Origin of the sequence: Amycolatopsis sp. NPDC023774 (assembly GCF_040639695.1) — a bacterium.
Classification (GTDB): domain Bacteria; phylum Actinomycetota; class Actinomycetes; order Mycobacteriales; family Pseudonocardiaceae; genus Amycolatopsis.
Genome location: NZ_JBFAAJ010000017.1, coordinates 152,919 through 179,284 on the forward strand (window position 1 = coordinate 152,919; position 26,366 = coordinate 179,284).

The 26,366-nt window shown below is 70.9% G+C and carries 29 protein-coding genes and 1 pseudogene; 23 read left to right on the top strand and 7 right to left on the bottom strand.

Going from position 1 to position 26,366, the window contains the following annotated elements:
* The first annotated feature begins 4 nt into the window (after window positions 1–4).
* The 10 genes from AB0F91_RS29695 (at window position 5) to AB0F91_RS29740 (ending at window position 9,222) form a co-directional block, all read left to right on the top strand.
* On the top strand, window positions 5–1,015 hold the full coding sequence (locus tag AB0F91_RS29695; RefSeq protein ID WP_360602679.1) for an Lrp/AsnC family transcriptional regulator: 1,011 nt from the start codon (window positions 5–7) through the stop codon (window positions 1,013–1,015).
* Window positions 1,012–1,920 (top strand): polysaccharide deacetylase, encoded by a 909-nt coding sequence (locus tag AB0F91_RS29700; protein ID WP_360602681.1) that lies wholly within the window; start codon window positions 1,012–1,014, stop codon window positions 1,918–1,920. Before AB0F91_RS29695 ends, AB0F91_RS29700 begins: the two co-directional genes overlap by 4 nt.
* Window positions 1,917–3,215, top strand: coding sequence for an MFS transporter (locus AB0F91_RS29705; protein ID WP_360602683.1), 1,299 nt, complete (start codon window positions 1,917–1,919; stop codon window positions 3,213–3,215). Before AB0F91_RS29700 ends, AB0F91_RS29705 begins: the two co-directional genes overlap by 4 nt.
* On the top strand, window positions 3,216–4,019 hold the full coding sequence (locus AB0F91_RS29710; protein WP_360602685.1) for an SDR family oxidoreductase: 804 nt from the start codon (window positions 3,216–3,218) through the stop codon (window positions 4,017–4,019).
* Window positions 4,012–5,007: a 2-dehydropantoate 2-reductase gene (locus AB0F91_RS29715; RefSeq protein WP_360602687.1), complete on the top strand. Its 996-nt coding sequence runs from the start codon at window positions 4,012–4,014 to the stop codon at window positions 5,005–5,007. The genes AB0F91_RS29710 and AB0F91_RS29715 overlap by 8 nt, the downstream gene beginning before the upstream one ends.
* Window positions 5,004–6,155, top strand: a complete 1,152-nt coding sequence (locus tag AB0F91_RS29720) for a M20 family metallopeptidase (RefSeq protein WP_360602689.1) — start codon at window positions 5,004–5,006, stop codon at window positions 6,153–6,155. Before AB0F91_RS29715 ends, AB0F91_RS29720 begins: the two co-directional genes overlap by 4 nt.
* Before the next feature lie 115 nt (window positions 6,156–6,270).
* A complete protein-coding gene (locus AB0F91_RS29725; protein ID WP_360602691.1) occupies window positions 6,271–6,723 on the top strand; it encodes a hypothetical protein in 453 nt (150 codons plus the stop codon).
* Window positions 6,720–6,908 carry a hypothetical protein gene (locus AB0F91_RS29730; RefSeq protein ID WP_360602693.1) on the top strand — a complete coding sequence of 63 codons (189 nt, stop codon included), beginning with the start codon at window positions 6,720–6,722 and terminating at the stop codon, window positions 6,906–6,908. The genes AB0F91_RS29725 and AB0F91_RS29730 overlap by 4 nt, the downstream gene beginning before the upstream one ends.
* Before the next feature lie 248 nt (window positions 6,909–7,156).
* Window positions 7,157–7,843: a response regulator transcription factor gene (locus AB0F91_RS29735; RefSeq protein WP_360602696.1), complete on the top strand. Its 687-nt coding sequence runs from the start codon at window positions 7,157–7,159 to the stop codon at window positions 7,841–7,843.
* On the top strand, window positions 7,840–9,222 hold the full coding sequence (locus tag AB0F91_RS29740; protein WP_360602698.1) for a HAMP domain-containing sensor histidine kinase: 1,383 nt from the start codon (window positions 7,840–7,842) through the stop codon (window positions 9,220–9,222). Before AB0F91_RS29735 ends, AB0F91_RS29740 begins: the two co-directional genes overlap by 4 nt.
* Here AB0F91_RS29740 and AB0F91_RS29745 read toward each other — a convergent pair.
* Both AB0F91_RS29745 and AB0F91_RS29750 read right to left on the bottom strand, forming a co-directional pair.
* Entirely contained in the window at window positions 9,176–9,436 is a 261-nt protein-coding gene (locus AB0F91_RS29745) for an ester cyclase (protein ID WP_360602700.1), read from the bottom strand. The two genes, AB0F91_RS29740 and AB0F91_RS29745, sit on opposite strands and share 47 nt — an antisense overlap.
* Complete coding sequence (locus AB0F91_RS29750) at window positions 9,352–9,576, bottom strand: hypothetical protein (protein WP_360602702.1); 225 nt, start codon at window positions 9,574–9,576, stop codon at window positions 9,352–9,354. Before AB0F91_RS29750 ends, AB0F91_RS29745 begins: the two co-directional genes overlap by 85 nt.
* Window positions 9,577–9,633: 57 nt before the next feature.
* Here AB0F91_RS29750 and AB0F91_RS29755 point away from each other — a divergent pair, with 57 nt between their 5' ends.
* The 7 genes from AB0F91_RS29755 (at window position 9,634) to AB0F91_RS29785 (ending at window position 16,133) form a co-directional block, all read left to right on the top strand.
* On the top strand, window positions 9,634–10,200 hold the full coding sequence (locus AB0F91_RS29755; protein WP_360602704.1) for a TetR/AcrR family transcriptional regulator: 567 nt from the start codon (window positions 9,634–9,636) through the stop codon (window positions 10,198–10,200).
* A 9-nt stretch (window positions 10,201–10,209) separates the two neighbouring features.
* The gene (locus AB0F91_RS29760; RefSeq protein ID WP_360602706.1) at window positions 10,210–11,118 is read left to right on the top strand and encodes a LysR family transcriptional regulator; all 909 of its coding nucleotides are present in this window, start codon (window positions 10,210–10,212) and stop codon (window positions 11,116–11,118) included.
* A gap of 125 nt (window positions 11,119–11,243) precedes the next feature.
* Entirely contained in the window at window positions 11,244–12,404 is a 1,161-nt protein-coding gene (locus AB0F91_RS29765; protein WP_360602708.1) for a CoA transferase, read from the top strand.
* Window positions 12,405–12,426: 22 nt separating this feature from the next.
* Window positions 12,427–13,191 (top strand): crotonase/enoyl-CoA hydratase family protein, encoded by a 765-nt coding sequence (locus tag AB0F91_RS29770; RefSeq protein WP_360602710.1) that lies wholly within the window; start codon window positions 12,427–12,429, stop codon window positions 13,189–13,191.
* Between the two features lie 5 nt (window positions 13,192–13,196).
* The gene (locus AB0F91_RS29775; RefSeq protein ID WP_360602712.1) at window positions 13,197–13,943 is read left to right on the top strand and encodes an acetoacetate decarboxylase; all 747 of its coding nucleotides are present in this window, start codon (window positions 13,197–13,199) and stop codon (window positions 13,941–13,943) included.
* Window positions 13,940–14,923 (top strand): 3-hydroxyacyl-CoA dehydrogenase NAD-binding domain-containing protein, encoded by a 984-nt coding sequence (locus AB0F91_RS29780; RefSeq protein WP_360602714.1) that lies wholly within the window; start codon window positions 13,940–13,942, stop codon window positions 14,921–14,923. Before AB0F91_RS29775 ends, AB0F91_RS29780 begins: the two co-directional genes overlap by 4 nt.
* Window position 14,924: 1 nt before the next feature.
* Window positions 14,925–16,133 (top strand): acyl-CoA dehydrogenase family protein, encoded by a 1,209-nt coding sequence (locus tag AB0F91_RS29785; RefSeq protein ID WP_360602716.1) that lies wholly within the window; start codon window positions 14,925–14,927, stop codon window positions 16,131–16,133.
* Between the two features lie 20 nt (window positions 16,134–16,153).
* On the opposite strand, the gene AB0F91_RS29790 is transcribed toward AB0F91_RS29785, so the two are convergent.
* Window positions 16,154–17,392, bottom strand: coding sequence for an LCP family protein (locus tag AB0F91_RS29790; protein ID WP_360602718.1), 1,239 nt, complete (start codon window positions 17,390–17,392; stop codon window positions 16,154–16,156).
* A gap of 193 nt (window positions 17,393–17,585) precedes the next feature.
* Window positions 17,586–18,329, bottom strand: a complete 744-nt coding sequence (locus AB0F91_RS29795) for an SDR family NAD(P)-dependent oxidoreductase (RefSeq protein WP_360602720.1) — start codon at window positions 18,327–18,329, stop codon at window positions 17,586–17,588.
* Window positions 18,330–18,430: 101 nt separating this feature from the next.
* Here AB0F91_RS29795 and AB0F91_RS29800 point away from each other — a divergent pair, with 101 nt between their 5' ends.
* The 3 genes from AB0F91_RS29800 to AB0F91_RS29810 all read left to right on the top strand — a co-directional run bounded on the left by AB0F91_RS29800 (window position 18,431) and on the right by AB0F91_RS29810 (window position 21,711).
* Entirely contained in the window at window positions 18,431–19,039 is a 609-nt protein-coding gene (locus AB0F91_RS29800; RefSeq protein WP_360602722.1) for a TetR family transcriptional regulator, read from the top strand.
* Window positions 19,040–19,128: 89 nt separating this feature from the next.
* Window positions 19,129–20,685, top strand: a complete 1,557-nt coding sequence (locus AB0F91_RS29805) for an MDR family MFS transporter (RefSeq protein ID WP_360602724.1) — start codon at window positions 19,129–19,131, stop codon at window positions 20,683–20,685.
* Between the two features lie 15 nt (window positions 20,686–20,700).
* Window positions 20,701–21,711, top strand: coding sequence for an RNA polymerase subunit sigma-70 (locus tag AB0F91_RS29810; protein ID WP_360602726.1), 1,011 nt, complete (start codon window positions 20,701–20,703; stop codon window positions 21,709–21,711).
* Window positions 21,712–21,841: 130 nt separating this feature from the next.
* On the opposite strand, the gene AB0F91_RS29815 is transcribed toward AB0F91_RS29810, so the two are convergent.
* Window positions 21,842–22,111 (bottom strand): WhiB family transcriptional regulator, encoded by a 270-nt coding sequence (locus AB0F91_RS29815; RefSeq protein ID WP_220242340.1) that lies wholly within the window; start codon window positions 22,109–22,111, stop codon window positions 21,842–21,844.
* A gap of 516 nt (window positions 22,112–22,627) precedes the next feature.
* On the opposite strand from AB0F91_RS29815, the pseudogene AB0F91_RS29820 reads away from it, so the two are divergent.
* Window positions 22,628–22,846 (top strand): annotated as a pseudogene (locus AB0F91_RS29820) (sigma factor-like helix-turn-helix DNA-binding protein); the annotation flags it as partial.
* Between the two features lie 99 nt (window positions 22,847–22,945).
* Complete coding sequence (locus AB0F91_RS29825) at window positions 22,946–23,593, top strand: sigma-70 family RNA polymerase sigma factor (RefSeq protein ID WP_360602767.1); 648 nt, start codon at window positions 22,946–22,948, stop codon at window positions 23,591–23,593.
* Window positions 23,594–23,985: 392 nt separating this feature from the next.
* Here the strand turns inward: AB0F91_RS29825 and AB0F91_RS29830 are convergent, their stop codons facing one another.
* On the bottom strand, window positions 23,986–24,834 hold the full coding sequence (locus AB0F91_RS29830; protein WP_360602728.1) for a LysR substrate-binding domain-containing protein: 849 nt from the start codon (window positions 24,832–24,834) through the stop codon (window positions 23,986–23,988).
* A 98-nt stretch (window positions 24,835–24,932) separates the two neighbouring features.
* On the opposite strand from AB0F91_RS29830, the gene AB0F91_RS29835 reads away from it, so the two are divergent.
* Window positions 24,933–25,973, top strand: a complete 1,041-nt coding sequence (locus tag AB0F91_RS29835) for a bile acid:sodium symporter family protein (protein WP_360602730.1) — start codon at window positions 24,933–24,935, stop codon at window positions 25,971–25,973.
* Window positions 25,974–26,095: 122 nt separating this feature from the next.
* On the opposite strand, the gene AB0F91_RS29840 is transcribed toward AB0F91_RS29835, so the two are convergent.
* The coding region (locus AB0F91_RS29840; protein ID WP_360602732.1) for a transposase at window positions 26,096–26,366 on the bottom strand (271 nt) is incomplete at its 5' end.

The window sequence follows — 26,366 nt, forward strand, 5'->3', positions numbered from 1 at the left end:
GAGCGTGCCCGACGAAGTCAAAGTCAGCGATCTGGATCGGCGCATCGTGGCCGCGTTGCAGCTCAACGGGCGGGCGTCGTGGGGAGCGATCGCCCGGCACGTGGGCACGAGCGAGTCCACGGTGCTGCGCCGCGCCGGCCAGCTGACGGAATCCGGCCAGCTGCGCGTGATCGGCGTGGTCGACGTGCTGCGCTGCGGTCTCGGCGTGCCGGTGCTGGCACGACTGCGGTGCCGGCCCGGCACGGCGGCCGCCGTCGCCGAAGCGCTGGCCGCGCGGCCCGAGGTCCGCTACGCCACCGTGCTCGCCGGCAGCGCCGACTGCTCCGCCGAGTTCGTGCTCCCGACCTACCGCGACGTCGCCCGCCTGCAAGGTGACTTCCCCGCCGCCGACAACGTTCGCGACGCGGAGACCTTCGCCGTGATGCGCACGTTCACCTCCAACCACGACTGGAACTCCGGCGAGCTCAGTGCGGAGGCGGCGGCCGACCTGCGCGGCGGCGAGGTGCGGCCGTTCGAGGAACAGCACTGGGAACGCCCGCCCGAGCAGCTCGACGAGCTGGACCTCGCGATCAGCGCCGCGCTCGGCGAAGACGGCCGGCTGTCGTTCAAAGAGGTCTCGCGTCAGGTCGGCACGAGCGAGTCCACCGTCGCGCGCCGCGTCGACTCCCTGGTACGCCGCGGTTGCCTGCGGTTCCGCACGCTCGCCGAGCCCGCGATGTTCGGCTACGCACTGGAGTTCATGCTCTGGCTCTCGGTCGTCCCGGCCGAGCTCGACCGCGCCGGGCAGCAGCTCGCCGCGCACCCGGGCACCAAGTACCTCAGCGCGACCACCGGCCGGTTCAACCTCGTCGGCCAGATAGTGCTGCGCCACTACGGCGAGCTCTACCGCCACACCACCGACGTCGTCGGCGCCCTCCCCGGCCTGCGGGAAGCCGACGTCACCCTGCAGGTCTCGACCCTCAAACGCGCCTGGTCGCCCACACCCGCGGCCGCAGCAACCTGGGAGGAAGCATGACCGAACAACCCTGGCTCTGGGACGAGAAGACGTGGCGGGGACACGTCGAGCACGTCCGCGCCGGCCGTTCGCTGCGCCCGGCGTCGTGGCCCGGCGGAGCGAAGGTGGCCGTGGCGCTGTCCTTCGACTCCGACCACGAGACGCCCGCCCTGCGCGACGGCGAAGTGCTGCCCGGCAAGCTCGCGCAAGGCGAGTACGGCGCCCGCGTCGGCGTCCCCAGGCTCCTCAAGCTGCTGGACCGCTTCGACGCGCCCGCGTCCTTCTTCGTCCCCGCCGTGTCGGCCCTGCTGCACGACGGCGAGGTCAAGTCCTATGTGGACGCCGGGCACGAGGTGGCTCTGCACGGGTGGATCCACGAGCGCAACACCGCGCTGACCGAGGCCGAGGAGCGCGACCTCGCCTTCCGCGCCGCCGATGTGCTGGCATGCCTCACCGGCACCCCTCCGGTCGGCATCCGCACGCCGTCGTGGGACTTCTCGGCGCACACCCTCACCATCACGCGCGAGCTCGGCCTGAAGTACGACTCCTCGCTGATGGCCGACGACGACTGCTACGAGCTGCTCGAGAACGGCGAGCCCACCGGCGTCGTCGAGCTGCCCGTGGAGTGGATCCGCGACGACGCGCCGTACTTCATGATGGACCGCTTCGCCTCGCTGCGCCCGTACACGCCGCCGCGCGGGGTGCTCTCGATCTGGCGCGACGAGTTCGACGCCGCGTACACCGAAGGCGGGCTCTTCCAGCTCACCATGCACCCGCACATCATCGGGCACCGCTCGCGCATCGCGATCCTCACCGAGCTGCTCGACCACATCAGCGGCCACGACGGCGTGTGGTTCGCCACCCACGCCCAGGTCGTCGACCACGTCCTCGCCCACGCGGAGAACACAGCGGAGGCCCACCCGTGACCACAGTTCCCTCCACTTCGGACACCGCCCTCGCCACCCACCGGCTGAACCCGCAGCAGCGCAAGGCGATCATCGCCGGCGCCATCGGCAACACCGTCGAGTGGGTCGACTGGGCGGTCTACGCCACCTTCTCCCCCATCTTCGCCGGCCAGTTCTTCGCGGGCGGCAATGAAACCACAGCTCTGCTGTCCACGTTGGCCGTGTTCGCCGTCGGCTTCGTGATGCGCCCGATCGGCGGCGCGGTGCTCGGCGCGTACGCCGACCGGCGCGGCCGCAAGAAGGGCCTCACGCTCACCATCTCGCTGATGGCGGGGGCGTCGATCGTGATCGCCGTCTGCCCCACCTACACCCAGATCGGCGTCGGTGCCCCGATCGTGCTGCTGCTCGCGCGGCTCGTGCAGGGCTTCTCCGCGGGCGGCGAGTTCGGTTCGTCGTCGGCGTTCCTCATCGAGTCGGCCGCCACCGGGCGCCGGGCATTCGCCGGGTCCTGGCAGCAGGTCTCCGTCGGCGCCGGCTCGCTCATCGCGGCCCTGCTCGGCACCATCCTCAACTCGACGCTGTCCGACTCCGACCTGCACGGCTGGGGCTGGCGGCTCGCGTTCGGCGTCGCCGGGCTGCTGGGCCTGGTCGGCCTGTGGCTGCGCCGCTCGGTGCACGAGACCGAGGCGTTCGGCAAGATCACCGCGCAGCCGCGCCGGAACCCGGTCGTCGCCATGGTGCGCGACCACCCGGGCGCGGCGCTGCGAGTGGCCGGCGTGACGATCGCGGGCACGCTCATCTACTACGTGTGGGTCAGCTACATGCCGGCCTACGCGCACCTCGCCACCGGCATCCCGCTCAAGACCGCGCTGCTGGCCAACACGCTGGCGATGCTCGTGTTCATCTGCCTGCTGCCCTTCGGCGGCCTGCTGTCCGACCGGATCGGCCGCAAACCCACGATGACGGCGTTCGCGGCCGGCTTCGTGGTCTTCGCGTGGCCCGCGTTCCACTTCCTGGCCAACGGGTTCTGGAGCGTGTTCGTGATCGAGCTCATCGGGCTCGTGCTGATCGTCGGCTACTCCGCCAACTGCGCCGTGATCATGGCCGAGCAGTTCCCGCCCGAGGTGCGCACCACCGGTATCGGGCTGCCCTACGCGCTGGCCGTCGCCGTGTTCGGCGGTACCGCGCCGTACGTCACCACCTGGCTCAACGCCAACCACCACGGTGACCTCGTGTGGGTCTACGTCGCCGTCGCCGCGTTGATCGGCGTCGCGGTGTACCTCACGATGCCCGAGACGAAGGGAAAGCAGCTCTAGATGCGCACCGTCCTCGTCACCGGTGCCGCGGGCGGGATCGGGGCCGCGATCGCGGCCCGATTCGCCGCCGCGGGCGACCGGCTGGCCGTGTCGGACCTGCGTCCGGCCGAATTGTCCGCGGTGGCCGAAAAGCTGCGCGCCGAGCACGGCGTGCCCGTGACCGAGCTGCCCGGCGACCTCGCCGACTCCGCCTACGCCGAAGGGCTGGTGGACGCGGCCGGCACGGTCGACGTCTTGGTCAACGCCGCCGGCATCTACCCCGCCACACGGCTGCTGGACATGACTGCCGAGCGCTGGGACCGCGTGCAGGACGTGAACGTGCGGGCCGCGGTGCTCACCACCGTCGCCTTCGGACGCAAGCACGTGGCCGCGGGCACCACCGGCACGGTCGTGAACATCTCCTCCGGTGCCGCCACCCGCGCGCGGCCCGGTGCCGCGCACTACGCGACGTCGAAGGCCGCGCTGGAGATGGCGACCAAGGCCTGTGCCGTGGAGCTCGGCCCGCACGGCATCCGCGTCAACGCCGTCAGCCCCGGGTTCGTCACGGTCGACAGCGAAGCCAATCCCGTGACCGAGGCCTACGCCGCGGCCGTGTCCGTGAACCCGCTCGGCCGGCGCGGCGCGCCCGGCGAGATCGCCGACGCCGTGTTCTGGCTCGCCGGTCCGGAGGCCGGATGGATCACCGGCACCGTGCTGCGCGTCGACGGCGGCTCGACCGCCGGCGCCGCGGGCCTGCCGCTGCACTGGTCCGGCGAGACCGCGGTCCAACAAGGCGCGCCACAGAAGGGAACCACGCATGTCTGAACGCTCGTACACGGTGGTCGGCGGCGGCGCGATCGGCGGCACGCTGGCGTTCCACCTCGTCAAAGCCGGGCACCCGGTCGTGATCGTCGATGCCGACGCGGCGCACGTGGCCGCGATCAACTCGCGGGGACTGACGTTGGTGCGCCCCGAAGGTGAGGAGCGTGTCGACCTTCCCGCGTTCGTTCCCGACGAGGCGCCGCCGGAGCTGAGCCGCGTGCTGCTCGCCGTGAAGGCCCAGGCCACGGAGCACGCCATGCAGTGGCTCGAACCGCGCTTGGCCTCCGGCGGGTTCGTGGTGTCCCTGCAGAACGGGCTCAACGAGCAGCTCATCGCCTCGTTCGTCGGCCCCGATCGCACGGTCGGCGCGTTCGTCAACTTGTTCGCCGACGTCGCGGAGCCCGGCGTGGTGCGCGACGGCGGGGCCGGCGCCCTGGTCGTCGGCGAGCCCGACGGCCGGATCACCGGCCGGGTCGAGGAGCTCGTGGCCGACCTGCAGGCCTGGGGCCCGGCGAAGGCGACCGCCAACGTCGAGGGCTACCTGTGGGCCAAGCTCGGGTTTGGCGCGATGCTGACCACGACCGCGCTGGCCGACGCGCCGATGGCCGACCTCATCGACCGGCACCGGCCGCTGATGCACGCGCTCGCGGCCGAGGTGTTCGCCGCGGCCGGTTCGCGCGTGCTGGAGCCGTTCGACCAGTTCGACCCCGCCGCGTACCTGCCGGGCGCCCACGGGCGCGAAGCGGCGACGGACCGGCTCGTGGCCTGGCTGCGGACGCAGCCGAAGGACCGCAGCGGGATCTGGCGCGACATCGCCGTACGCCACCGTCCGGTGGAGGTCTTCCACCACTACGCGCCGGTGCTCGACGAAGCGGCCGCGCTGGGGATCGGCCTGCCGCTGCTCAAAGCCGTGCTGAAACGCCTGGGCGACGTCGAGGCCGGCGCCGCGATGTCCGAGGACCACCTCACCGAACTGGAGGCACACCTGTGACCGGGATCCGCGAGCTGCACGAGTGGGTGCGCGCACACCGCGACGACCTGCTCGCCGATCTCGCCGAGTACGTCGGCATCGAGACTCCCAGTGACGACAAGGAAAGCCTCACCCGCGGACTGTCCTGGGTGGACGGCTGGCTGCGCTCCCGGCTGGGCGAGCCGGCGGCCGTTCGCGACGTCGACGGCGGCCGCCACGGCGACATCAAGGTCTACGACTACCCCGGTGCCGGCGAGCGGCCCGTCCTGCTGCTCTGCCACTACGACACCGTGTGGCCGCTGGGCACGCTCGCCGAGTGGCCGTTCACCGTCGACGGCGACCGCGCGACCGGGCCGGGCGTCTTCGACATGAAGTCGGGCCTGGTCCACGCCGTGTGGGCGCTGCGGGCGCTCGACGCCGCCGGTCTGCCGCGCCCGGCGATCCGGCTGGTCCTCAACGGCGACGAGGAGCTCGGCAGCCCCGCCTCGCGCCCGACGATCGAGGAAGCGGCCGAGGGCACTCGCGCGACCCTGGTGTTCGAGGCGAGCGCCGACGGTGCCGTGAAGACCTCCCGCAAGGGTGTGGGCCTGTTCCAGGTGCACGCGAAGGGCGTGGAGTCCCACGCGGGCCTCGACCCGACGAAGGGCGCGAGCGCGATCGACGAGCTGGCCCGCGCGATCCTGGCGCTGCACGCGCTGACCGACCTCGACGCCGGGACCACCGTGAACGTCGGCGTGATCTCGGGCGGCAGCAGGCAGAACGTGATCGCCGGGTCGGCGCGCGGCGAGATCGACGTGCGGGTGTCCAGCGCCGCCGAAGCCGCACGCATCGACGCGGGCGTCGCGGCCATCACGGCCCACGACCCGCGTGCCACCGTCACCGTGGAGGGCGGCTGGAACCGGCCCGTGATGGAGCGATCCGAGGGCATCGCGCGGCTCTACAGGCTCGCGCGCGACCTCGCGGCCGAGCTCGGCGTGACTCTGCGCGAATGCTCCGTCGGCGGCGCCAGCGACGGCAATTTCGTCGCCGCCCTGGGCCATCCGGTCCTCGACGGCTTCGGCGCCGTCGGCGACGGCGCGCACGCGCGCCACGAGCACATCAGCGTCGAGGGCATGCTCGAGCGCACCGCGCTGGCGGCCGCGGTCCTGCACCGCCTCGGCACCGACTAGGCCGGGCAGCCGGGCCTTACGAAACCCGAACATTCGCCCCACACCCCTCGTACACCGGGACGAGAAGGTACTGCCCGTACCCGGAACTCACCGGTCACGAGAGGGAGTACGAACGATGCGAGCAACCACCTGGACCCGGCGGCTGGCGTTGGCGGGCGGCGGTGTCGCGGCCGGGCTGCTGGTCGTGACGCCGCTGGCCGTGGCGGACACCACGGCTCCCCCGGCCCCGCCGTCGAGCACAGCCCCGCCGTCGAGCGCGGTGCCGGTGGCTCCGATCACGCTCAGCCCCGAGGAGTCTCAGCAGGTGTGCGGCGACTGGGTGCCCAAGCTGCAGAAGCGGGCGAAGAACCTCACCGACCGCATCAACGGCGGCGCCGAGGTCGCCGGCTCCGTCGCGAACCTCAAGGCGCGCTCGGCCGACCAGAAGGCCAAGGGCCACACGGCCGCGGCCGACCGATTGCAGAAGCGCGCGGACAAGCGTCAGAGCCGGATCAGCCAGCTCAGCGACGCGACGAGCAAGCTCGACGCGTTCGCCTCGGCGCACTGCAAGCCCGCGGGCACGAAGTGAGTGCGGCCCGGCTCGCTGCCGCGGTCGGCGCGGCCACGCTCCTGGTGCTCGGGTGCGCCGCGTGCGACGGCGGTGACTCGGCGGCGCCGAGCGACGGGGGCTCCCAGGCGACGAGCGAGCTCAACGGCATCCAGTCGACGCTCGACAGCATCGAGTCGGACATGGCGGGCGACGGCTCACCCTGAGCCGGACAGGTGACAACTCGTGGTGAGCCGGCCGTCGCCGGCAACAGCCCGCCGCAAGGAAGCCACCACGGGCGATCGCCTGCCGGCCCGGATACCGCCGGCGACGGCTCACCCCGTCCGATCTCGCGGGCGCAAGACGGCCACCGAGGGTGGCAGCCCACCGCAAGCCGGACAGGGCGGGCGACGGCTCGCCCTGAGCCGCGTAGCCTCTCGATCGACGTTGGCGGAGAGGGAGAACGGGAGCCCGCATGGGGTCAGCCGGGCGCGGCCTCGTCCTCGTCGTCGAGGATGAGGCCGCGATCGCCGAGCTCGCCGCGATGTACCTGCGGCGCGACGGGTTCGGCGTGCACGTGGAGTCCGACGGCTCCGCCACGCTGGGCGCCGTCCGCCGGCTCAAACCGGTGGCCGTGGTGCTCGACATCGGACTGTCCGGAATGGACGGTATCGAGATCTGCAAGGCGATGCGCGCGGCGGGCGACTGGACGCCGGTCCTGTTCGTCACCGCGCGAGATGACGAGCTCGATCGCCTGCTCGGTCTCGAGATCGGCGCCGACGACTACCTCACCAAACCGTTCAGCCCACGCGAGCTGGCGGCGCGCGTGCGCACGGTGCTGCGCCGCGCGTCCGGGGGCACACCGGCGGCGGAGACGTTCGAATGCGGCGGCGCGCGCGTCGACGTGACAAGCCGTCGCGCCTGGGCGGGCGAGCAGGAAATCACGCTGACGTCCACGGAGTTCGACCTGCTCACGCACCTCGTCCGCCACCCCGGCCACGTGCTCTCGCGCGACCAGCTGCTGAGCGCCGTGTGGGGCTACTCCGCCGCAGCCGGCACCCGCACGGTCGACGTGCACGTGGCTCAGCTGCGGGCGAAGCTCGGTGCGCACAGTCCGATCAGGACAGTGCGCGGCATCGGCTACGCGGCGGACGCCGGATGAGGGGCACCCTCGCACTGCGCATCACGGTCGTGTGCCTGGCGGTGGCGGGCATCGCCGTGATCGTCTCGGGCCTGGTGGCGACTCGGCTCGTGCGCGCGACCGCCGACACCGTGCTGCAGCAGTCGCTGAAAGCCCAGGCCGACGTGGTCGCGACCCAGCTCGACGACACCGGCATCGGCAACCGCCTCGGCGTCGGCAAGGTCGCCGACGTGGTGCGCGGCCAGGGCATCGCCGTGGTCGTGCGGCGGCCCGGCGGCCAGGACGTGGGCGACGCGACGTCGGCCCGCGTGGCCGAACGGGCCGGGCTCGCGTCGGGCACGAACCGGTCGGACCGGGTGACGGTGGACGGGCAGCAGTACCTCGTGGAGGTCCGTGCCGTCGGGCCGCGCGCGGCGGCATTCGCGCTGGTCCAGCCGGCACGCAGCGGAGAGGAGACGCAACGCGCACTGGTTCGCAACATCGCGCTCGCGCTGGGCATCGGGCTGCTGGTCGCCGCCGTCGCCGGGTACGCGTCCGGACGGCTGCTCGGCCGGCCCCTGCGGAAGGCGGCCGCCGCGGCGGTCAGCCTGCGCACCGGCCGGCGAGACGTGCGCGTGCCTGTGGAAGGACCCGTCGAGGTCGCCGAGGTCGCGGGCTCGCTCAACGAACTGGCCGACGCACTGGCCCACAGCGAGGCGCGCCAGCGGGAGTTCCTGCTGTCGGTGTCCCACGAGCTGCGCACCCCCCTCACCGCGGTGACCGGCTTCGCCGAGGCCATCGCCGACGGCGTCGCAGAGGGTCCCGACGCGCGCCGCGCCGGCGAGACCATCCACCGTGAGGCGCAGCGCCTCGAACGCCTGGTGAGCGACCTGCTCGAACTCGCCCGCCTCGGCGCCGACGAGTTCCGCCTCGACCTCACGACGCTCGACCTGGCCGCGCTCGTCGGCGACCGTGCGCAGGTCTGGCAGCTGCGCTGCGAACGCGAAAACGTGCCCCTCTACGTCGAGGCGCCCCCGGCACCGGTGCTCGTCGCCGCCGACGCGCGCCGGCTGCAGCAGGTGGTCGACGGCCTCGCGGAGAACGCCCTGCGCGTGACCCCGGCCGGGGCGCCGATGGTGTTCTCCCTGGTCGTGGCCCAGGGGCACGCACACCTCGCCGTGCGTGACGGCGGGCCCGGCCTCGCGCCGGAGGACTACGCCGTGGCCTTCGAACGCGGCGTGCTGAACAAGCGCTACCGCGACCGCCGGCCCGTCGGCTCCGGCATCGGCCTGGCCCTGGTCCACGGCCTGGTCGAGCGCATGGGCGGCGCGCTCCGGGCCGGGCCGGCCCCCGAGGGCGGGGCCGCGTTCACGATCACGCTCCCGCTCGCAGCTGCGCCGCCCGGTCCGGCACGTCCGTGAGCGCCCAGTGCTCGACGACCCGCCCGTCGCGCACCCGGACCATGTCCATGCTGGTCACGGCGTACGAACGGCCGGTGGAGACCTGCGTGCCGGTGCTCGTGTAGCGGTTCACGGAGAACTCGCCGTCGCTCACGTTCTGCTCGACGCGCACCGCCAGGTCGCGGAAGTCCGCGAGGACTCGCCGCGGCTGATCGCGGCCCACTTCTCGCGCCACGCGGCGATGCCGACGTGGTCGCCCCCGGCGCCGCCGCGGTGATCGATGACGTCCGGGTCCACGTACTTCAGGCCCTCCTCGGTGAACGCCGTCTCGACGATCCGGCGGTGTACCTCGGCCGGGGTGAGTTCGCTGGTCATGGCCGCGTACTCTAAGTGGGGAACTCCCCATTTAGCAATTCCCGAGGAGGCCAAGCCGTGACGCCACGGGCCGACGCACGCGACAACCGGGCGCAGCTCGTGCGCGCGGCCCGTGAGGTGTTCGCCGCCGAGGGCGGCGACGCGCCACTGGACCGCGTGGCCAAGCACGCCGGCATCGGCAACGCCACGCTCTACCGCCACTTTCCGCGGCGGCGTGACCTGCTCGCGGCGGTCTACGCCGGAGAGGTCGAGACACTCAGGGCCGAGGGCGAGGCCCTGCTGGCGCACGAAGACCCCGAGGCCGCGCTGTTCACGTGGCTCGGGCACTTCCTCGACCATGTCCGGGACAAACGCGACCTCGCACTGTCCATAACGGACGATCCGGGCGGCGAACGCGAGGAGCTTTTCGCCCACTGGCACGGGGTGATGACCGAAACAGCTACCGTCCTGGCGTCCCGGGCCGGTCTCACCGAGCAGGTCGAACCCCTCGACCTGCTGGTGCTCGTGACGGGCATCGCCTTGTCCGGCGCGGGAAAACCCCGTACGGAACGGCTGCTGAGCATGATCCGCCGAGGCAGCGCCGGCACCGGTCAGGAGGGCGCCGGTCCAGCTCGCACGGGTTAAGCTCACCTCGTGGAAATGCTGCACCTGCGCTATTTCGTGGCTGTCGCCGAAGAGCTGAACTTCTCGGCGGCCGCGCGACGGCTCCACATGGCCGCGTCGCCGTTGAGCCAGCGGATCAAGGACCTCGAGCACGAGCTCGGCCAGAAGCTGTTCGACCGCAGCACGCACCACGTCACCCTCACCGCCGCGGGCACGGCACTGCTGCCGATCGCGCGCGACGTGCTGGAGCAGGTGAACTCGATCCCGTGGCGCCTGCGCGAGGCCACGAAACCCCAGCGCAGCACCGTGTTCCTCGGCATGCCCGCGGGCGTGCACCCGGACCTGCGCGACCGCGTCACGGCGCTGGCCGAGCGCGTGCGCGAGCGGTTCGAACTCAAGCGCTGGCCCGGCGCGAGTCCCGATCTCGTCGACGCCGTGCTCGAGGGGCGGCTCGCGCTGACGCTGGCACGCATGCCCGTGACCGATCCGGCGCTCGAAGCGCTGCCGGCGATGTCCGAGCGGCTCGGCGCCGTGGTGCCCGCCGACCAGTTCACCGGCCGTGGCTCGGTGAGCCTGGCCGAGCTGTCCGGGTTCGCCTACGTCGCCTCGCCCGAGGATTCCATTCCGGCGTATTTCGAGCAGCTCGACCACCAATTGATGTCACTCGGCATCAAGAAACGGCTCAAACTCGCGCACACCGGATATTCAGGCATCTCGGAAATCATTTCCTCCGGGCTGGCGTTTTCCATTTCCATGCTCGACGAGGCCAGCCCCATGAACCTCTACCGGCTCGAGAACGTGGCCGTACTGCCGTTCACGGATTTCCAGCCCGAGCTGGAGACCAACCTGCTCTGGCGACGTGACCGGGGCGACAGCGGCGACCTGGCCGAACTCGTCGCCGCCGCGCGCGAGATCTTCGCCGAACCCCTGACCAGCTGAAACAGGGAAATAATGGTGTGATCACTACGGTCATACCATTCTTCGCGACATGATCATTCCCTTTCTTCACCTGCGCTACTAATTTCGGTGGCAGAGCAAGAACAGCAGGTGCGAAAGGATCGAAGATGGACGAGCAGAACACCGCCACCGGACCGCTGTACGGGGTGCGCGTGATCGACCTCTCGACCGTGGTGATGGGCCCGTACGCGGCACAGATCCTCGGTGACCTGGGCGCCGACGTGATCAAGATCGAGTCCCCCGCCGACACCGTCCGGGTGGGCCAGTACCGCACCACACCGGGGATGACCCCGCTCAACCTCAACGTGAACCGCAACAAGCGCAGCGTCGCCCTGAACCTCAAGGACGCCGGCGAGCGCGAGCAGGCGCTGGCGCTGATCGACACCGCCGACGTGCTGATCACCAACATGCGCCCCGGCGCGCTGGCGCGGCTCGGCATGGACTACGCCGAGGTTGCGCAGCGCAACCCGGGCCTGATCTACGCCCACGCGCACGGCTTCCGCAGCGACTCCGACCGCGCCGGAAACGCCGCGTACGACGAGACTGTGCAGGCCGCTTCGGGCCTGGTCGACATCGCGAACCGCGCGATCGGCAAGCCGGTCTACCTCCCGACCATCCTGGGCGACAAGGTTTCCTCGCTGACGATCGTCTACACCGTGCTCGCCGCGCTGCACCACCGCGAACGCACCGGCGTCGGCCAGCAGATCGAGATCCCGATGACCGACACGCTCATCGCGTTCAACCTGGTGGAGCACCTCGCCGGGCACGCGTTCGAGCCGGCGCAGGGCCCGACGGGCTTCCCGCTGTCGATGTCGCAGGGCCACCGCGCGGCGCCGACCAAGGACGGCCTCGCCTGCGTGATCCCCTACAACCCGCAGAACTTCCGCGATTTCTTCGCCGCCGCCGGGCGCGCCGACCTGGTCGCGGACCCGCGCGTGAACGGCGAGGCGATCGACAACGCCGACATCGACGCCCTCGCGGAGCTCATCGACGAGTGCGCCCCCGCGCTCACCACCGCCGAATGGGCCGAGGTCTGCGTCAAGCACAGCATCCCGTTCGCGCCCGTTCTCGAGCTGGACCGCGCCCACGAAGACGAGTACGTCCGCGAAGGCCACCTGCTCGACACCGTCGAGCACCCGACGGAGGGCACCATCCGCACGGTCGGCATCCCGGTGCGCTTCTCCGCCACTCCCGGCTCGATCCGCCGCCCGGCCCCGGTCGCCGGCCAGGACACCGCTGAAGTCCTCGCGGAACTCGCGAACCGCTGAACCACAGAAGAGAAGTGACGTCATGAGCACCGAAGTGCGCACCGAGCGGATCGCCACCACGCTGCTGATCACGATCGACCGCCCGCAGGCCCGCAACGCCGTGAACGCGGCCGTCGCGGCCGGGCTGGCGCAAGCGCTGGAGACCCTGGAGAGCGACCCGACGCTGCGAGCGGGTGTCCTCACCGGCGCCGAAGGCACCTTCAGCGCCGGAATGGACCTCAAGGCCGCCCTGGCCGGTGAGAGCCCGGAGATCCCGGGCCGCGGGTTCGGCGGGCTGACCGAGGCCGAGCTGACCAAGCCGCTGATCGCCGCGGTCGAGGGCTGGGCCATGGGCGGCGGGTTCGAGCTCGCCCTGGGCTGCTACCTGGTTGTCGCCAGTGAAGCCGCGAAGTTCGGGCTGCCCGAGGTGAAGCGCGGCCTGGTCGCCGCCGGCGGCGGCGTGATCCGCCTGCCCCAGCGCCTCCCCCACCACCTCGCGATGGAGCTGCTGCTGACCGGCGAACCGATCACCGGGACGAAAGCCGGCGAGCTCGGCCTGGCCAACCGCGTGGTCCCGACCGGTGAAGCCACCGCCGTCGCCCTGCAGCTGGCCGAGCTGGTCACGCGGAACGCGCCGCTCGCGCTGGCCGCCGTGAAGAAGATCGTGCGCGCCGCCGACGGAGCCCCCGAGCCCGAGGCGTTCGCCGCGCAGCGCAAAGAGCTCAAGACCCTGATGACCTCCGCCGACGTTCGCGAAGGCATGACCGCCTTCGCCGAGCGCCGCGCCCCACAGTGGACCGGACGGTGACGACCATGAAACAAGAAGACGTCCTGCGGCACGTGACCACGCCGCTCGTGAGCCCCGCGTTCGCGCCGGTGGTGCCGCGATTCACCGACCGCGAGTACCTCAACATCGTCTACCGCACCGACCCCGAGGCCCTGCGCGCCGTCGTGCCGGAGCCCCTGCGGATCGAAGAACCGCTGGTGCGCTTCGAGGTCATGAAGATGGGTGACGTGAGCGGCTACGGCCCCTACACCGAATCGGGCCAGGCCGTCCCGGTCACCTTCGACGGCGAGCGCGGCGAGTACCTGCACGCGATGTACCTCGACAACTTCCCGGCCACCGCGTCGGGCCGGGAGGTCAGCGCCTACCCGAAGACCGTCGGGGCGCCGAAGCTCTATGTCGACAACGGCGCGCTGATCGGCACCCTGGACTACGGCACGCTGCGCGTGGCCACCGCGACCATGGGCTACAAGCACTTCGCGCTGGACCTGGCCGAGGCGAAGGCCCAGATCACCGTGCCGACGTTCATGCTGAAGATCATCCCCGGGTACGACGGCGCGCCCCGTGTGATGGAGCTCGTCCGCACCGAGATCACCGACGTCGTCGTGAAGGAGGCCTGGACCGGCCCCGCGCGGCTGCAGCTGTTCGAGCACGTGCTCGCCCCGCTGGCCGACCTGCCGGTGCGCGAGATCGTCTCCGCGAGCCACATCGTCACCGACCTGACCCTCGCCCCCGTCACGCCGGTCCACGACTACCTGAAGGGAGCGCAGCGATGAGCACCGAATTCCACAGTGTTGCCGAGTTCCACCGGGCCGCGGTGATCGGAGCGGGCACCATCGGCCTGTCCTGGACCGCGCTGTTCGCCGGCCACGGTCTCACCGTGAAGGTCACCGACCCGCGCCCCGACCTCGCCGAGGCCGTCGCGAACGCCCTGGCCGAGTTCACCCCACACCTGGCCGCGCAGGGGCTCGATGTCACCGGCATCGCCGACCGCGTGCAGATCGCCGACAGTGTGGCCGACGCCGTACGGGACGCCGACGTGGTGCAGGAGAACGGCCCTGAGAACGTCGAGTTCAAAAAGGACCTGTTCGCCACGCTCGTGGCAGCCGCACCGAAGCGCGCGCTGCTGCTGAGCTCGTCGTCGGCGATCCCCTCGACCGCCTTCACCGGCGAGCTGGCCGACGCGAGCCGGGTCCTCATCGGACACCCGTTCAACCCGCCGCACCTCATCCCGCTCGTCGAGGTCGTGCCCGGCGAGCGCACCGGTGAGGACGCCACGCGGGCGGCCGTCGACTTCTACACGTTCCTCGGCCGCGTGCCGGTGGTGGAGCGCAAGGAAATCCCCGGTTTCGTCGGCAACCGCCTGCAGAACGCGCTGAGCCGCGAGGCGATCTACCTCGTCGAGCAAGGCGTGGTGACACCCGAGGACCTCGACAAGGTGATGACCAACTCGCTCGGCATCCGCTGGGCCACGGTCGGGCCGTTCCTCGGCTCGCATCTCGGCGGTGGCCCCGGCGGCTACCGGCACATGGCCGAGCACATCGGCCCGTCGATGAAGAAGATGTGGGCGACCCTCGGGCAGCCCTCGCAGACCCCGGAAGAGACCGAACGGCTCGTCGAAGCCGTCGAAAGGGCTTACGGCTCCTCCACGTACTCGGAACTCGCCGAGGCGCGTGACCGCAAGCAGCTCGCCGTTCTGTCCGCTTTGGACAGCGCGGACAGCGCGGACAGCGCGGACAGCAAGGAGGAGAACTGACATGACCACCACCCTGGAAGACCAGCTCGTCGCCGACTTCTACGACTACGAAACCCTGCTGAGCGAGGAGGAGCGCAAGCTGCTGCTCAAGGCCCGCGGGTTCATGCGCGACGAGGTCAAGCCCCTGGTGAATGAGAACTGGGCGGCCGGCACGTTCCCGAAGGAGCTCATCGCGAAGTTCCGCGAGAGCGGTCTCGCGGGCCTGCCCTACGAGGGCTACGGCGAGCACCGCGCCGCCACCAGCCACCTGCTCACCGGCATGATGGCCATGGAGATGAGCCGCACCGACGCGTCGGTCGCCACGTTCTTCGGTGTCCACAACGGACTCGCGATGTACTCGATCTACTTCGGCGGCAGCCGGGAACAGCGTGACCGCTGGCTCCCCGAGATGGCCGCGATGGACAAGATCGGCGCGTTCGCGATGACCGAGCCGCTCGGCGGGTCCGATGTGGCCGGTGGCATGAGCACCACGGCGCGGCGTGTATCAAAAGAGGGTTCCGGTGACTCCTGGATGCTCAACGGTGCCAAGCGCTGGATCGGCAACGCGACCTTCGCCGACTACGTGGTCGTCTGGGCGCGCGACGTGGACGACAACAACGTGAAGGGCTTCGTTGTAGAGAAGGGCACGCCGGGCTTCTCGCCGGTGAAGATCGAGAACAAGCTCGCGTTCCGCATCGTCGAGAACGCCGAGATCACCCTCACCGACGTGCGCGTGCCGGAGGCGAACCGCTTGCAGGGCATCGACTCCTTCCGCGACGTCGCGGAGATCCTGCGCGCCACCCGCGGCGGCGTCGCGTGGCAGGCCCTGGGCGTGATGATCGGCGCCTACGAACTAGCTCTCGACTACGCGAAGGAGCGCAAGCAGTTCGGCCGTCCGATCGCGCGGTTCCAGCTCGTGCAGGACCTCCTGGTGAAGAGCCTCGGCAACATCACCGCGTCGTGGGGCATGCTCGTGCAGCTGGCCCGCCTGCAGGACGCCGGGATCTTCAAGGACGAGCACTCCTCGCTCGCGAAGGCGTTCGTCACCTCGCGGATGCGCGAGGTCGTGGCGTGGGGCCGCGAGATCTTCGGCGGCAACGGCATCGTGCTCGACCACGACATCGCGCGGTTCTTCGCCGACGCGGAAGCCATCTACTCCTTCGAGGGCACCCGCGAGATGAACACACTCATCGTGGGCAAGGCGATCACGGGGCAGAGCGCCTTCGTCTGATGACGCGGTGTGATCTCCGGTCAGTTCACGCAGCCGGTGGCGTTCGTCGCCACCGGCTGCTGTGGCGTTCCCCCGGCAGGCGTGTCCGAAGGCGGGTTCACGGACTTCGTGACGGCGATCGGCTTCACCCGGCCGGCGTTGGTGCCGGGCGGTGAGCTGGTCTCGCCGGATCCGCCGGAGGCCGACACCGACGACGAGCCCAGCTGGTTCTGCACGAACGTCTTGACCTGCTGCGGGCTGACCTTCACCGCGTCGCCGTCGGCCGGCGTGGCCAGCGACAGGCTCTGCACCGGGATCGTGACGAACGCGATGGCGCCGGAGCTGATGCCGTGCAGCTGCTGCGCGAAGCTCAGCACGTCCCAGCCCTTGTCGAGCACGACCGAGCCCTGCAGCGCGTCGACGAGGGCAGACAGCTTGTCCGGGCTGGTCAGCGTGCCCGCCCCGAGCACGTTCTTCGCCATGCCGGCGAGGAACGCCTGCTGGCGAGCGATGCGGTCGAGGTCACCATTGGGCAGGCCGTGGCGCTGGCGCACGAACGCGAGCGCCTGAGCACCGGACAGCGTCTGCGGGCCGGCAGGGAAGTTCGCCCCGGAGTAGGAGTCGTGCACCGGGTTGTCGAGACACACCTGCACGCCACCGACGGCCTGGCTCAGCGCCGCGAACCCGGCGAGGTTCACCGCCGCGTAGTGGTTGATCGTGAGCCCGGTGAGCTCCTCGACCGTGGCGATCGCGGACTTCGCGCCCTCGGCGTCGGCGGCCACCTCGAGCTGTGGACCGCTGAGGCCCTGCGCCGACAGGTGCGAACGCGCGGACGCCCGCGCGCGGCTGTAAGCCGAGTTGATCTTGTGCTTGCCGTAGCCCGGGACGTCCACATAGGAGTCACGCGGGATGGAGATCGCCGTGGCGGCCGCGCCGCCCGCCGGAACGTGGACCACGATCATCGTGTCGGTGGTGCTGCCGCCGTCTTCGCTGCTGCCGGCGTGCAACGAGTCGAGCACGTTCTGTGGCAACGGGTTCCCGTTGGCGTCGGTGCGCGAGTCGAGCCCGACCAGGAGGATGTTCTGCGCCACCTGCAGCGGCTGGCCGGTCGGCGCCTCGGGGATCTGGGCGGCGGGCGGGATGACGTCGGCCGTGACGATCCCGGTGTCGAGCCGGTGCAGCTGCGACCACGCGTACCCGGTGGCACCCAGCACCAGCGTCGACACCACCCCCAGCACGACACGGCCGCCGATCCGGCGGCCCCGGGACGTGAGCAGCACGACAAATCCCCTTGCTTCCCCGAAAGAGCCCGAGCAGGGCCCGCCTTCGAGGATCACCGCGTTAGCTGGGAATAGCCTGAGAATCCTGTCGCAAAGAGATGATGATGCCCGTTCGGCCGACCTGCACTGGGCCGAAAGTGAGCTGTGCCACGGGTTCCGCGACACCGCGTGGCAATCCGAGCACGCGGAGCGCTCAGCGCGGCATGCGCCGCCACAGGGCGCGCGGCAGCACGCGCATCACCGCGAAGACCGGACGGAGCACTCCCGGCACCCAGACGACTGCGCGCTGTCGCCGCAGCCCCGCCACCGTCGCGTCGGCCACCTGGTCGGGCGTGCTGGAGAACGGCGCCGGCGACATGCCCTCGGTCATCCGGCCGATCACGAAGCCGGGCCGCACGAGCAGCAGGTGCACGCCGGTGCCGTGCAGCGCGTCGGCCAGCCCGCAGGCGAAGCCGTCGAGCCCGGCCTTGGCCGAGCCGTACACGTAGTTGGCGCGCCGCACGCGGACGCCGGCGACCGAGGAGAACACCACGAGACTGCCCGAGCCCTGCGCGCGCAGGAGTTCGGCCGCGTGGGTGAGCACGGCGACCTGGGCGACGTAGTCGGTGTGCACGATCGCCGTCGCGTGCTCGGCGTCGGTCTCCGCCCGGGCCTGGTCGCCGAGAATGCCGAAGGCGAGCACGACGACCTCCAGCGGACCGTGCTCGGCGACGACGCGGTCGAGGAACGGCCGGTGCCCGGCCAGGTCGTCGGCGTCGAACCCGGCGGTCTCGACCACCTCGGCGCCGGCGGCTCGCAACGTTGTGACCTGCTCGCTGAGGTCGGTGCCCGGCCGCGCGGCCAGCACGAACCGCTTCGCCCCGCCCGCCGCGAGCCGCTGCGCGACCGCCGTCCCGATCTCGCTGCGTCCGCCCAGCACCAGCACCGTTCCGCTCACGCGCGGCAGTCTGCCAGCCCCGCGAACGACCCGCCCGAGGTGGGCTGTTTCACAAACTGCAACTTTGCAGATTGTGAAAGTTTCGCGCTACGCTCGTCGGCGTGTCCTCCCCCGGCCTGCGCGAGCGCAAGAAGCTCGAAACCCACCGCATACTCACGGCCGCCGCGGTGCGGCTCGTCGGCGAACGCGGTCTGGACCAAGTGACCGTGGAGGACATCGCCGCCGAGGCCGGGGTCTCGGCGCGCACCTTCTTCAACTACTTCGCGTCCAAAGAGGACTCGGTGGTGATCTCGCACGCCGACCACACCGAACGCAGCCTGCGGATGGTCGAGCGGCTCACCGCACTGCCGCCGTCGCTGGGCACGCTCGAGGCGCTGCTCGCGAGTGTGCGCGAGGAGCTGGCGGAGATCGACGAGAACCGCGACGAGTGGCTCACTCGCATCCGGATCATCAAGGAGAACCCGGGCCTGACGCTGCGGGCCATGTCGCTCAACTCCGACGCCGTCGAACCGACCATCGCCGCCATCGCGAAGCGCACGGGCACCGACCAGACGAAGGACCTGTACCCGTCCCTGCTGCTGTCGGCGTTCGGCAGCGCGCTCAACGCCTCGCTGATGCTCTGGCGCGACCTCGGGGGTTCGCGTCCGTTGCTGGACCTGGTCGACGAAGCGGTGGCCACGCTGGCCGCCGGGTTCACCGACCCGCACTGACCGGAAACGCACGACCTGAACCGGGCCGCGCTCTTCTCGACCCGACACTCCACTCCAATCACCCAGGCACTCTCCGAGGGGATCTCTTCATGACCGTGTCCGAAACCGAGGCGCCCGCCGCCTCGGGCGCGATGAACCGGCAGCAGGTGCTGCAGGCGATGTCGGGGCTGATGATGGGCATCTTCGTCGCCATCCTCGCCTCCACCGTGGTCGCCAACGCGCTGCCGCGGATCGTGTCCGAGCTGGGCGGCTCGCAGTCGTCCTACACCTGGGTGGTGACCACGGAGCTGCTCGCGATGACGGCGACCGTTCCGCTGTGGGGCAAGCTTTCCGACCTCTACAACAAGAAGCTGCTGATCCAGCTGTCGCTCGGGTTGTTCGTGGTGGGCTCGCTGGTGGCCGGCTTCGCGCCGAACATCGAGCTGCTCATCGTCAGCCGCGTCGCGCAGGGCATCGGCGGTGGCGGCCTCACGGCGCTGGCGCAGGTGATCATGGCGGCGATCGTGTCGCCGCGTGAGCTCGGCAAGTTCTCCGGCATCTTCGGCGCCGTGTTCGCCGTCGGCACCGTGGCCGGGCCGCTGATCGGCGGCGTGCTCGTGGACACGTCGTGGCTCGGCTGGCGCTGGTGCTTCTTCCTCGGCGTGCCGTTCGCGCTCGCCGCGATCCTGCTGCTGCAGCGAACGCTGAAGCTGCCGACGATCCGGCGCGAGGCGCACGTGGACTACCTCGGGGCGTTCCTGATCATGTTCGGAGTGTCCACTTTGCTCGTCTGGTCGTCGCTCGCCGGCTCGTCGTTCGCGTGGGGCTCCTGGCAGACCGGCGTGCTCGTGCCGGTCGGCGTCGTGATGCTGGCGGTCGCGGTGTTCGTGGAGACGAAGGTGCGCGAGCCGATCATCCCGCTGCGCCTGTTCCGCACCCGCACGGTGTCGCTGACCACGATCGCGAGCTTCTTCGTGGGCGTCGCGATGTTCGGCGGCACGGTGTTCCTGTCGCAGTACTTCCAGCTCTCGCTCGGCAAGTCGCCGACGGTCGCCGGTCTGATGAGCCTGCCGATGATCTTCGGCCTGCTCGTGTCCTCGACCGTGTCGGGCCAGCTGATCAGCCGGACCGGGCGGTGGAAGGGCCACCTGATCCTGGGGGCCGTGCTGCTGACCGCCGGTCTCGGGCTGCTCGGGCTCATCGACGCGCATACCAGCGTGCTGGAGCTGAGCCTGTTCATGCTGGTGCTGGGTGTCGGGGTCGGCATGCTGATGCAGAACCTGGTGCTGGTGACACAGAACGACGTGCCGGCCCACGACCTCGGCGCGGCGACCTCCACGCTGTCGTTCTTCCGCAGCCTCGGCGGCTCGATCGGTGTGAGCGCGCTGGGCGCGGTGCTGGCCAACCGGGTCACGGCGCTGATCACCGAGGGCCTCGGCCCGATGCCGGGGACGAGCAGCGGCGGCAGCGAGAAGGTGCCGAACCTCGCAGACCTGCCCGCGCCGATCGCGAACGTGATCCGCGAGGCCTACGGCACCGCGACGAGCGACCTGTTCCTCATCGCCGCGCCGATCGCGCTGCTCGTGGTGGTGGCGGTGGCGTTCCTCAAACACCTGCCGCTGAAGACCCAGAGCGGTCTCGAGCGGCTCGCCCAGGAAGGCGCCTGAGCTACGGTTCTCCGCGTGGACGACGACTTCGGCACGCTCCTCGAACGGCACCGCCGCGAGATCCGGGTGCACTGCTACCGGATAAGCGGTTCGTTCGAGGAAGCCGAGGACCTCACGCAGGAGGCGTTCCTGCGGGCGTGGAAGGGCCGGGGCGGGTTCGAGGGCCGGGCGAGCGTGCGGACGTGGCTGTACCGCATCGCCACCAACGTGTGCCTTGACGCCCTGGCCCGCCGGCCCCGTCGCGTCCTGCCGGACGAGCTGGGCGCGGCCGCCGACCCGGCCGGCACCCCGGCCGCGCTCGACGTGCCGTGGCTCGGCCCGATCCCCGACGCAGCGCTCGACCCCGCTTCGATCGACCACGCTTCAATCGACCCCGTGGCACCCGACGACACCGGCGCCGCGGTGGTCGAACGCGAGACGATCGAGCTCGCGTTCCTCGCCGCCATCCAGCACCTGCCGCCCCGGCAGCGCGCCGCGCTCGTCCTGCGCGACGTCCTCGACTGGTCCGCCAAGGACACGGCGGCGGTGCTGGAGACCTCGGTGGCGTCGGCGAACAGCGCGGTGCAGCGCGCCCGGGAAACTCTGCGTGCGCGCTTGCCCGCGCGGCGTGCCGAGTGGGCGTCCTCCGGCGCGACCACGGCGGAGGAAGCCGAGTTGCTGCGCCGGTTCATCGCCGCGTACGAAGCGGGCGATCCGAACGCGGTGGCGAAGCTGCTGCGCGAGGACGCGCGGGCCGTGATGCCGCCGTACTCACTCTGGTTCGACAGCCGGGAGCGGATCGTCGCCGCGCTGCGCACGAGCATGGACGCGCGGTCGCCGCATTTCACGGGCTGGTTCCGGATGGTCGCGGTGCGGGCGAATCGGCAGCCCGCCGTCGCCACGTGGGTGCGCCGGCCCGGGGAGAGCGGGTTTCGCCGGTTCGGTATCAGCGTGCTCACGGTCGAGTACGGGTTGGTCACAGCGGTGGCGGCGTTCGAAACGGCTTCGTTCGCACCATACGGATTACCGGAGACGTTGTCTGAATGAGCCGCGCAGGGCAAAAAAGAGCCCGGGTGGGTGACCTCGATCAGGTCACCCACCCGAGCACAAGCCGGTCCCCGTGGGGTTTTCCGGGAAAGTCTCGCCTTCGCCTCCGGGAATGGTCACCGGTACGCGGTCAGGCGGCTTGATGCCGTTCGGCGGCGGAGCGGGTGCGGACCAGCTTGCGGCGCTCCAGCTCGGTGGTTCCCCCGAAGATGCCGTTGTCCAGCCCATTGTCCAGGGCGTAGGAAAGGCACGCTTCGCGAACCGGGCAGCGCGCGCAGACCGCCTTGGCCTCGTCGACCTGACGGGCTCCGGGGCCGACGTCCGAAATCGGGAAGAACAGTTCCGGATCCTCGTCCTGGCAGGCTGCGCGGGACAGCCAGCCGGTGCTCGTGAGTTCCATTGTTGCGTTTCACCTCCTGTCGAACATTGTCTTTTCTCGGTCAACCGACTTCTCCGGGCGCACGGCGCAGCACAACTCACAAGGAGCTGTACAGCTCGGGTGACGCTCGGCGGGCTTCCGGCCGACTCCGCCGGCGCCCTCAAGAGGGCGGCCCGCGGACAACCGAAGTTCCAACTTACCACCGATGGCGGTTGTTCCTAAGAGTTGCGGGCCCAGCTCACACTGATCTTCTGTTGTTCCGGGAGAGGTACCCACGCGATCGCGTCGTCACACGTGGTGCCGACATCGAATCGTTACACCTGGCGCCGCCTTCACCGCACCTGTTCCCACGGCGGAGCGGACAGGACGGGGGTGGGCGTGGACGAGTTCGACGGGTTCTTCCGCGCCGAGTTCCCGCCGCTGGTGGCCTTCGGCTGCAAGCTGGGCCTGGACCCGGCGGCGGCGCGCGAGGCGGCCGCCGACGCGCTGGCGCAGGAGGCGCAGGTGTGGCCGCCGCCGGACGATCCGCGCGCGCGGGTGCGCCTGGACGTACGGGGGTTCGGGGAGCACGTCCCGGCGGACGACGGTCTGACCGCGCTCGTCGAGCGGAACGCCCTGGGGGTCGAGCTGCTCGCGACACTGCCGGACACGCAGCGCGCCGTGCTGGCGTGGTCGCTCGACGGCTTCGCCCCGGCCGCCATCGGGACCGCCCTCGGGATGCCGGCCAGCACGGTGCGCTCGAACCTGCGCCACGCCCGGGAACGGCTCAACCGCCGCGTGTCTCCGTCGCCTGGTTCGCCGGGTTTGCCGGCGGGGGAGGACGCCCTCGTGACCGTGCTGCTGGAAGCCGACGCGATGCTGACCGGAGCCCTGCGCCGGGGCCTCGACGTCGAAGCGACGCTCCGGCACGTGAAGTCCCGCACCGCCCCGCGCTACCCCGACCACTGGCACCACCTCGACGGTCCCGTCGCCGCCGCCACGGCCGGCGACCGCCTCGCCGCGGCGCGGCTGCTGGAGATCATCCGCCCCCTGGTCGTCCGCTACTGCCGCGGCCGCCTCGGTGGGCCCGACCGCGCCTACGCCTCCGCCGACGACGTGGCCCAGGACGTGTGCGTCGCGCTGCTCGCCGCGCTGCCGACTTACCGCGACCAAGGCCGCCCCTTCCTGGCCTTCGTGTACGGCATCGCACAACACAAGGTCGCCGATGCCCACCGTGCGGTCGCCCGCAACCGCACCGACCCGGTCGCCGACCCACCCGACCGCACGGACCCCGCGGGCGGCCCCGAGCAACACGCCCTGCGCACCGAGCTCACGACCCGCCTGGCGCGCCTGCTGGACGTCCTGCCGGACCGCCAGCGGGAGATCGTCCTGCTCCGCGTGGTGGTCGGCCTGACGGCGGAGGAGACGGCGGAAGCGGTGGGCTCCTCGCCGGGCGCGGTGCGGGTGTCCCAGCACCGCGCGCTGTTGCGGCTGCGGAAGCTGCTCAACGGCGGGCAGGAGTGACCTGCCCGCCGCAGCGGTGGACCGCTTGGGACGACCGGGAACTCCCACGTGCCGAGCGAATGCGGCGGCGCCCACGCCGGCTCGCAGCCGGGCGCGAACTTCCCCACGCCGGGCACCGAAGCGCGGTACTTCCCTGGGGTACAGCGACGAATGTCACAGACCGCGTCGCGTCGGTCGTCGCGAGCGACTCGTCGGGACCGGTCCCTCGCGGTGAAGGTCGCATCGGGCCCGCGCGCTGGTCGCCGAGCGGACCGAAGGTCGTACCCCGGGTCAACGACCAGTCCCCCGACACGCCGACGGCCGGATAGTCACCCACATCGGGGACTATCGACGGTGACCCTTGAACCGGTCCCGGCACGAGGCGTCCCGTCGGACCCGTTCGGCCGAATCGATCACTCCTGCCCGAGCTTCGCCACCACGAAGTCCGCCAGCGCCGCCGCCGGGCCTTCCGTCGCATCGCGCAGGAGGAGCATGAACTCCACGTCGCCCGGGATCGGGAGGCCGAGGTGGGCCGGGAGCTCGAGGAGGCCGTCCGGGACGAGGCTGCGGGCGTGGACGGTGATGCCGAGCCCGGCGGCCGCCGCGGCGCGCAGGCCGGTGAGGCTGGAGGTGAGGCACGCGGCGCGCCATTCGAGGCCCGCGCGTTCGAGCGCCTCGACCGCGAGCCGGCGCGTGACCGAGGGCATGGGGTACTGCACGAGCGGCACGGGCTGCCCCGGCTCGAGCACAGTGGCCGTCGAGCCGATCCACACCAGGGGTTCGCGCCGCAGAACACGGGCCGGGCCGGGGTCGCCGGGGCGGCGTTTGCCGAGCACGAGGTCGAGGTGCCCCTCGGCCAGGCGGCGGGCGAGCACATCGGACAGTTCGACGTGGAGTTCCACGTCGACGAGCGGGTGGCTGCGCCGCAGCCGGCGCAGGATCTCGGGCACCTCGTCGAGCACGAAGTCCTCGGACACTCCGAAGCGGACGCGCCCACGCACCTGGGTGCCGCGGAAGTGGCGGGCGGCGCGTTCTTCGGTGTCCACAATGGTCTGGGCGAAGCCCAGCATCGCCTGCCCGCGCGCGGTGAGGTCGACCGCGTGGGTGTCGCGTTGGAACAGCAGCCCGCCGGCTTCGCTTTCGAGGCGCCGGATGTGCTGGCTGACTGTGGGCTGGCCCACACCCAGCCGCCGGGCCGCTGCGGTGAAGCTGCGGGTTTCCGCCACCGCGAGGAAGGAGCGGCACAGGCGCGAATCCAGCATGCGTCACATCTTATCGGCGCCGACAATGACAGTGAGTACGGTGATCGGGGTTCCGAATGACCGTGCCGCACCGGAGAATCGGGTGGGAAAGGAGTTCCATGACGACCGTGTTCGCCCCGCTGACCCGCCCCGTTTCCGCACTGCTGGCCAAGCTGCGGATCGACCCGTTCATCGCCGCCATCCTGCTGACGGTGGGCGTCGCGTCGCTTTTGCCCGCCTCGGGCGGCACCGCCACCGGCTTCGGGATTGCGGCGAACATCGCGGTAGGGCTGCTGTTCTTCCTCTACGGCGCAAGGCTTTCTAGCAAGGAAGCCATTGACGGCCTCAAGCACTGGCGCCTGCACGTCACTGTGCTGTCGGCCACATTCGTGCTGTTCCCCTTGCTGGGCCTCGCCGCGTCGTTCTTCTCCCCCGGGCTGCTCACGTCGCCGCTCTACACCGGCGTGATGTTCCTGTGCCTGCTGCCGTCCACGGTGCAGTCGTCGATCGCGTTCACGTCGATCGCGAAGGGCAACGTCGCGGCCGCCATCTGCAGCGCGTCGGTGTCGAACCTGCTCGGCATCGTGCTGACGCCGCTGCTCGTCGCGCTGCTGCTCTCGACCGACGGCCCGGGTGTGAGCGGTCAGGCGGTGCTGGACATCGTGCTGCAGCTGCTCGTGCCGTTCGTGGCCGGCCAGCTCGCCCGCCGGTGGATCGGCGGCTGGGTCAGCCGCCACTCGGCACCGCTGAAGCTCGTGGACCGCGGCTCGATCCTGCTCGTCGTCTACACCGCCTTCAGTGAGGGCATGACCGAAGGCATCTGGCACAAGCTCGACCTCGGCCCACTGTTCGTGCTGCTGGGCGTGTGCGTGGTGCTGCTCGCCGCCGTGCTCACCACCACGAGCGTCGGTGCGCGGCTGCTCGGCTTCGACCGCGCCGACCGGATCACGATCGTGTTCTGCGGCTCCAAGAAGAGCTTGGCCAGCGGCCTGCCGATGGCCACCGTGCTCTTCGGTCACGGGCAGGTGGGCCTGATCGTGCTGCCGCTGATGCTGTTCCACCAGATCCAGCTGATCGTGTGCGCCGCGATGGCCCGCCGCTACGCCCGCCAAGCCGCGGCCGACGAGCCGGGTGAGCTCGTTTCCGCCGAAGTCGGCTGACCGCCGCCCCGGAACGGTTCACCCGCTGGCGCCGTTTCCGGACGATTCTGCACGGTCGGCTCGGGGACACGGGACTATCAGGCAACCACGCAGTTCGGGGCCATCCTGACGGCTCGGCGCTGCTAGTGTCGTGTGTCTGAAGTAATTTTACGGTTGATTTTGGTGATGATGTCGTCGTCGGTGGCGGTCCAGGTGAAGGGTTTGGCGCGGTCGTTGTAGGCGTCGATGAAGTCGCGGATGGCGGTTTCGAGGTCGCTGACGCTGGTGAAGGTGCCGCGGCGGATGGCTTGGCGGGTGATGATGCCGAAGAAGATTTCGACCATGTTCAGCCAGGAGCAGCTGGTGGGCGTGAAGTGCAGGGTGATCCGCGTGTTCTTGTCCAGCCACTTTTGG

What these genes read in the sequence shown, in the direction of transcription:
- AB0F91_RS29775 (WP_360602712.1), top strand. Translation starts at nt 13,197, where the DNA reads ATGAAACAAGAAGACGTCCTGCGGCACGTGACCACGCCGCTCGTGAGC.
- AB0F91_RS29765 (WP_360602708.1), top strand. Translation starts at nt 11,244, where the DNA reads ATGGACGAGCAGAACACCGCCACCGGACCGCTGTACGGGGTGCGCGTG.
- AB0F91_RS29740 (WP_360602698.1), top strand. Translation starts at nt 7,840, where the DNA reads ATGAGGGGCACCCTCGCACTGCGCATCACGGTCGTGTGCCTGGCGGTG.
- AB0F91_RS29735 (WP_360602696.1), top strand. Translation starts at nt 7,157, where the DNA reads ATGGGGTCAGCCGGGCGCGGCCTCGTCCTCGTCGTCGAGGATGAGGCC.
- AB0F91_RS29835 (WP_360602730.1), top strand. Translation starts at nt 24,933, where the DNA reads ATGACGACCGTGTTCGCCCCGCTGACCCGCCCCGTTTCCGCACTGCTG.
- AB0F91_RS29770 (WP_360602710.1), top strand. Translation starts at nt 12,427, where the DNA reads ATGAGCACCGAAGTGCGCACCGAGCGGATCGCCACCACGCTGCTGATC.
- AB0F91_RS29815 (WP_220242340.1), bottom strand. Translation starts at nt 22,111, where the DNA reads ATGGAACTCACGAGCACCGGCTGGCTGTCCCGCGCAGCCTGCCAGGAC.
- AB0F91_RS29805 (WP_360602724.1), top strand. Translation starts at nt 19,129, where the DNA reads ATGACCGTGTCCGAAACCGAGGCGCCCGCCGCCTCGGGCGCGATGAAC.
- AB0F91_RS29825 (WP_360602767.1), top strand. Translation starts at nt 22,946, where the DNA reads ATGCTGACCGGAGCCCTGCGCCGGGGCCTCGACGTCGAAGCGACGCTC.
- AB0F91_RS29780 (WP_360602714.1), top strand. Translation starts at nt 13,940, where the DNA reads ATGAGCACCGAATTCCACAGTGTTGCCGAGTTCCACCGGGCCGCGGTG.
- AB0F91_RS29710 (WP_360602685.1), top strand. Translation starts at nt 3,216, where the DNA reads ATGCGCACCGTCCTCGTCACCGGTGCCGCGGGCGGGATCGGGGCCGCG.
- AB0F91_RS29750 (WP_360602702.1), bottom strand. Translation starts at nt 9,576, where the DNA reads ATGACCAGCGAACTCACCCCGGCCGAGGTACACCGCCGGATCGTCGAG.
- AB0F91_RS29700 (WP_360602681.1), top strand. Translation starts at nt 1,012, where the DNA reads ATGACCGAACAACCCTGGCTCTGGGACGAGAAGACGTGGCGGGGACAC.
- AB0F91_RS29715 (WP_360602687.1), top strand. Translation starts at nt 4,012, where the DNA reads ATGTCTGAACGCTCGTACACGGTGGTCGGCGGCGGCGCGATCGGCGGC.
- AB0F91_RS29830 (WP_360602728.1), bottom strand. Translation starts at nt 24,834, where the DNA reads ATGCTGGATTCGCGCCTGTGCCGCTCCTTCCTCGCGGTGGCGGAAACC.
- AB0F91_RS29725 (WP_360602691.1), top strand. Translation starts at nt 6,271, where the DNA reads ATGCGAGCAACCACCTGGACCCGGCGGCTGGCGTTGGCGGGCGGCGGT.
- AB0F91_RS29785 (WP_360602716.1), top strand. Translation starts at nt 14,925, where the DNA reads ATGACCACCACCCTGGAAGACCAGCTCGTCGCCGACTTCTACGACTAC.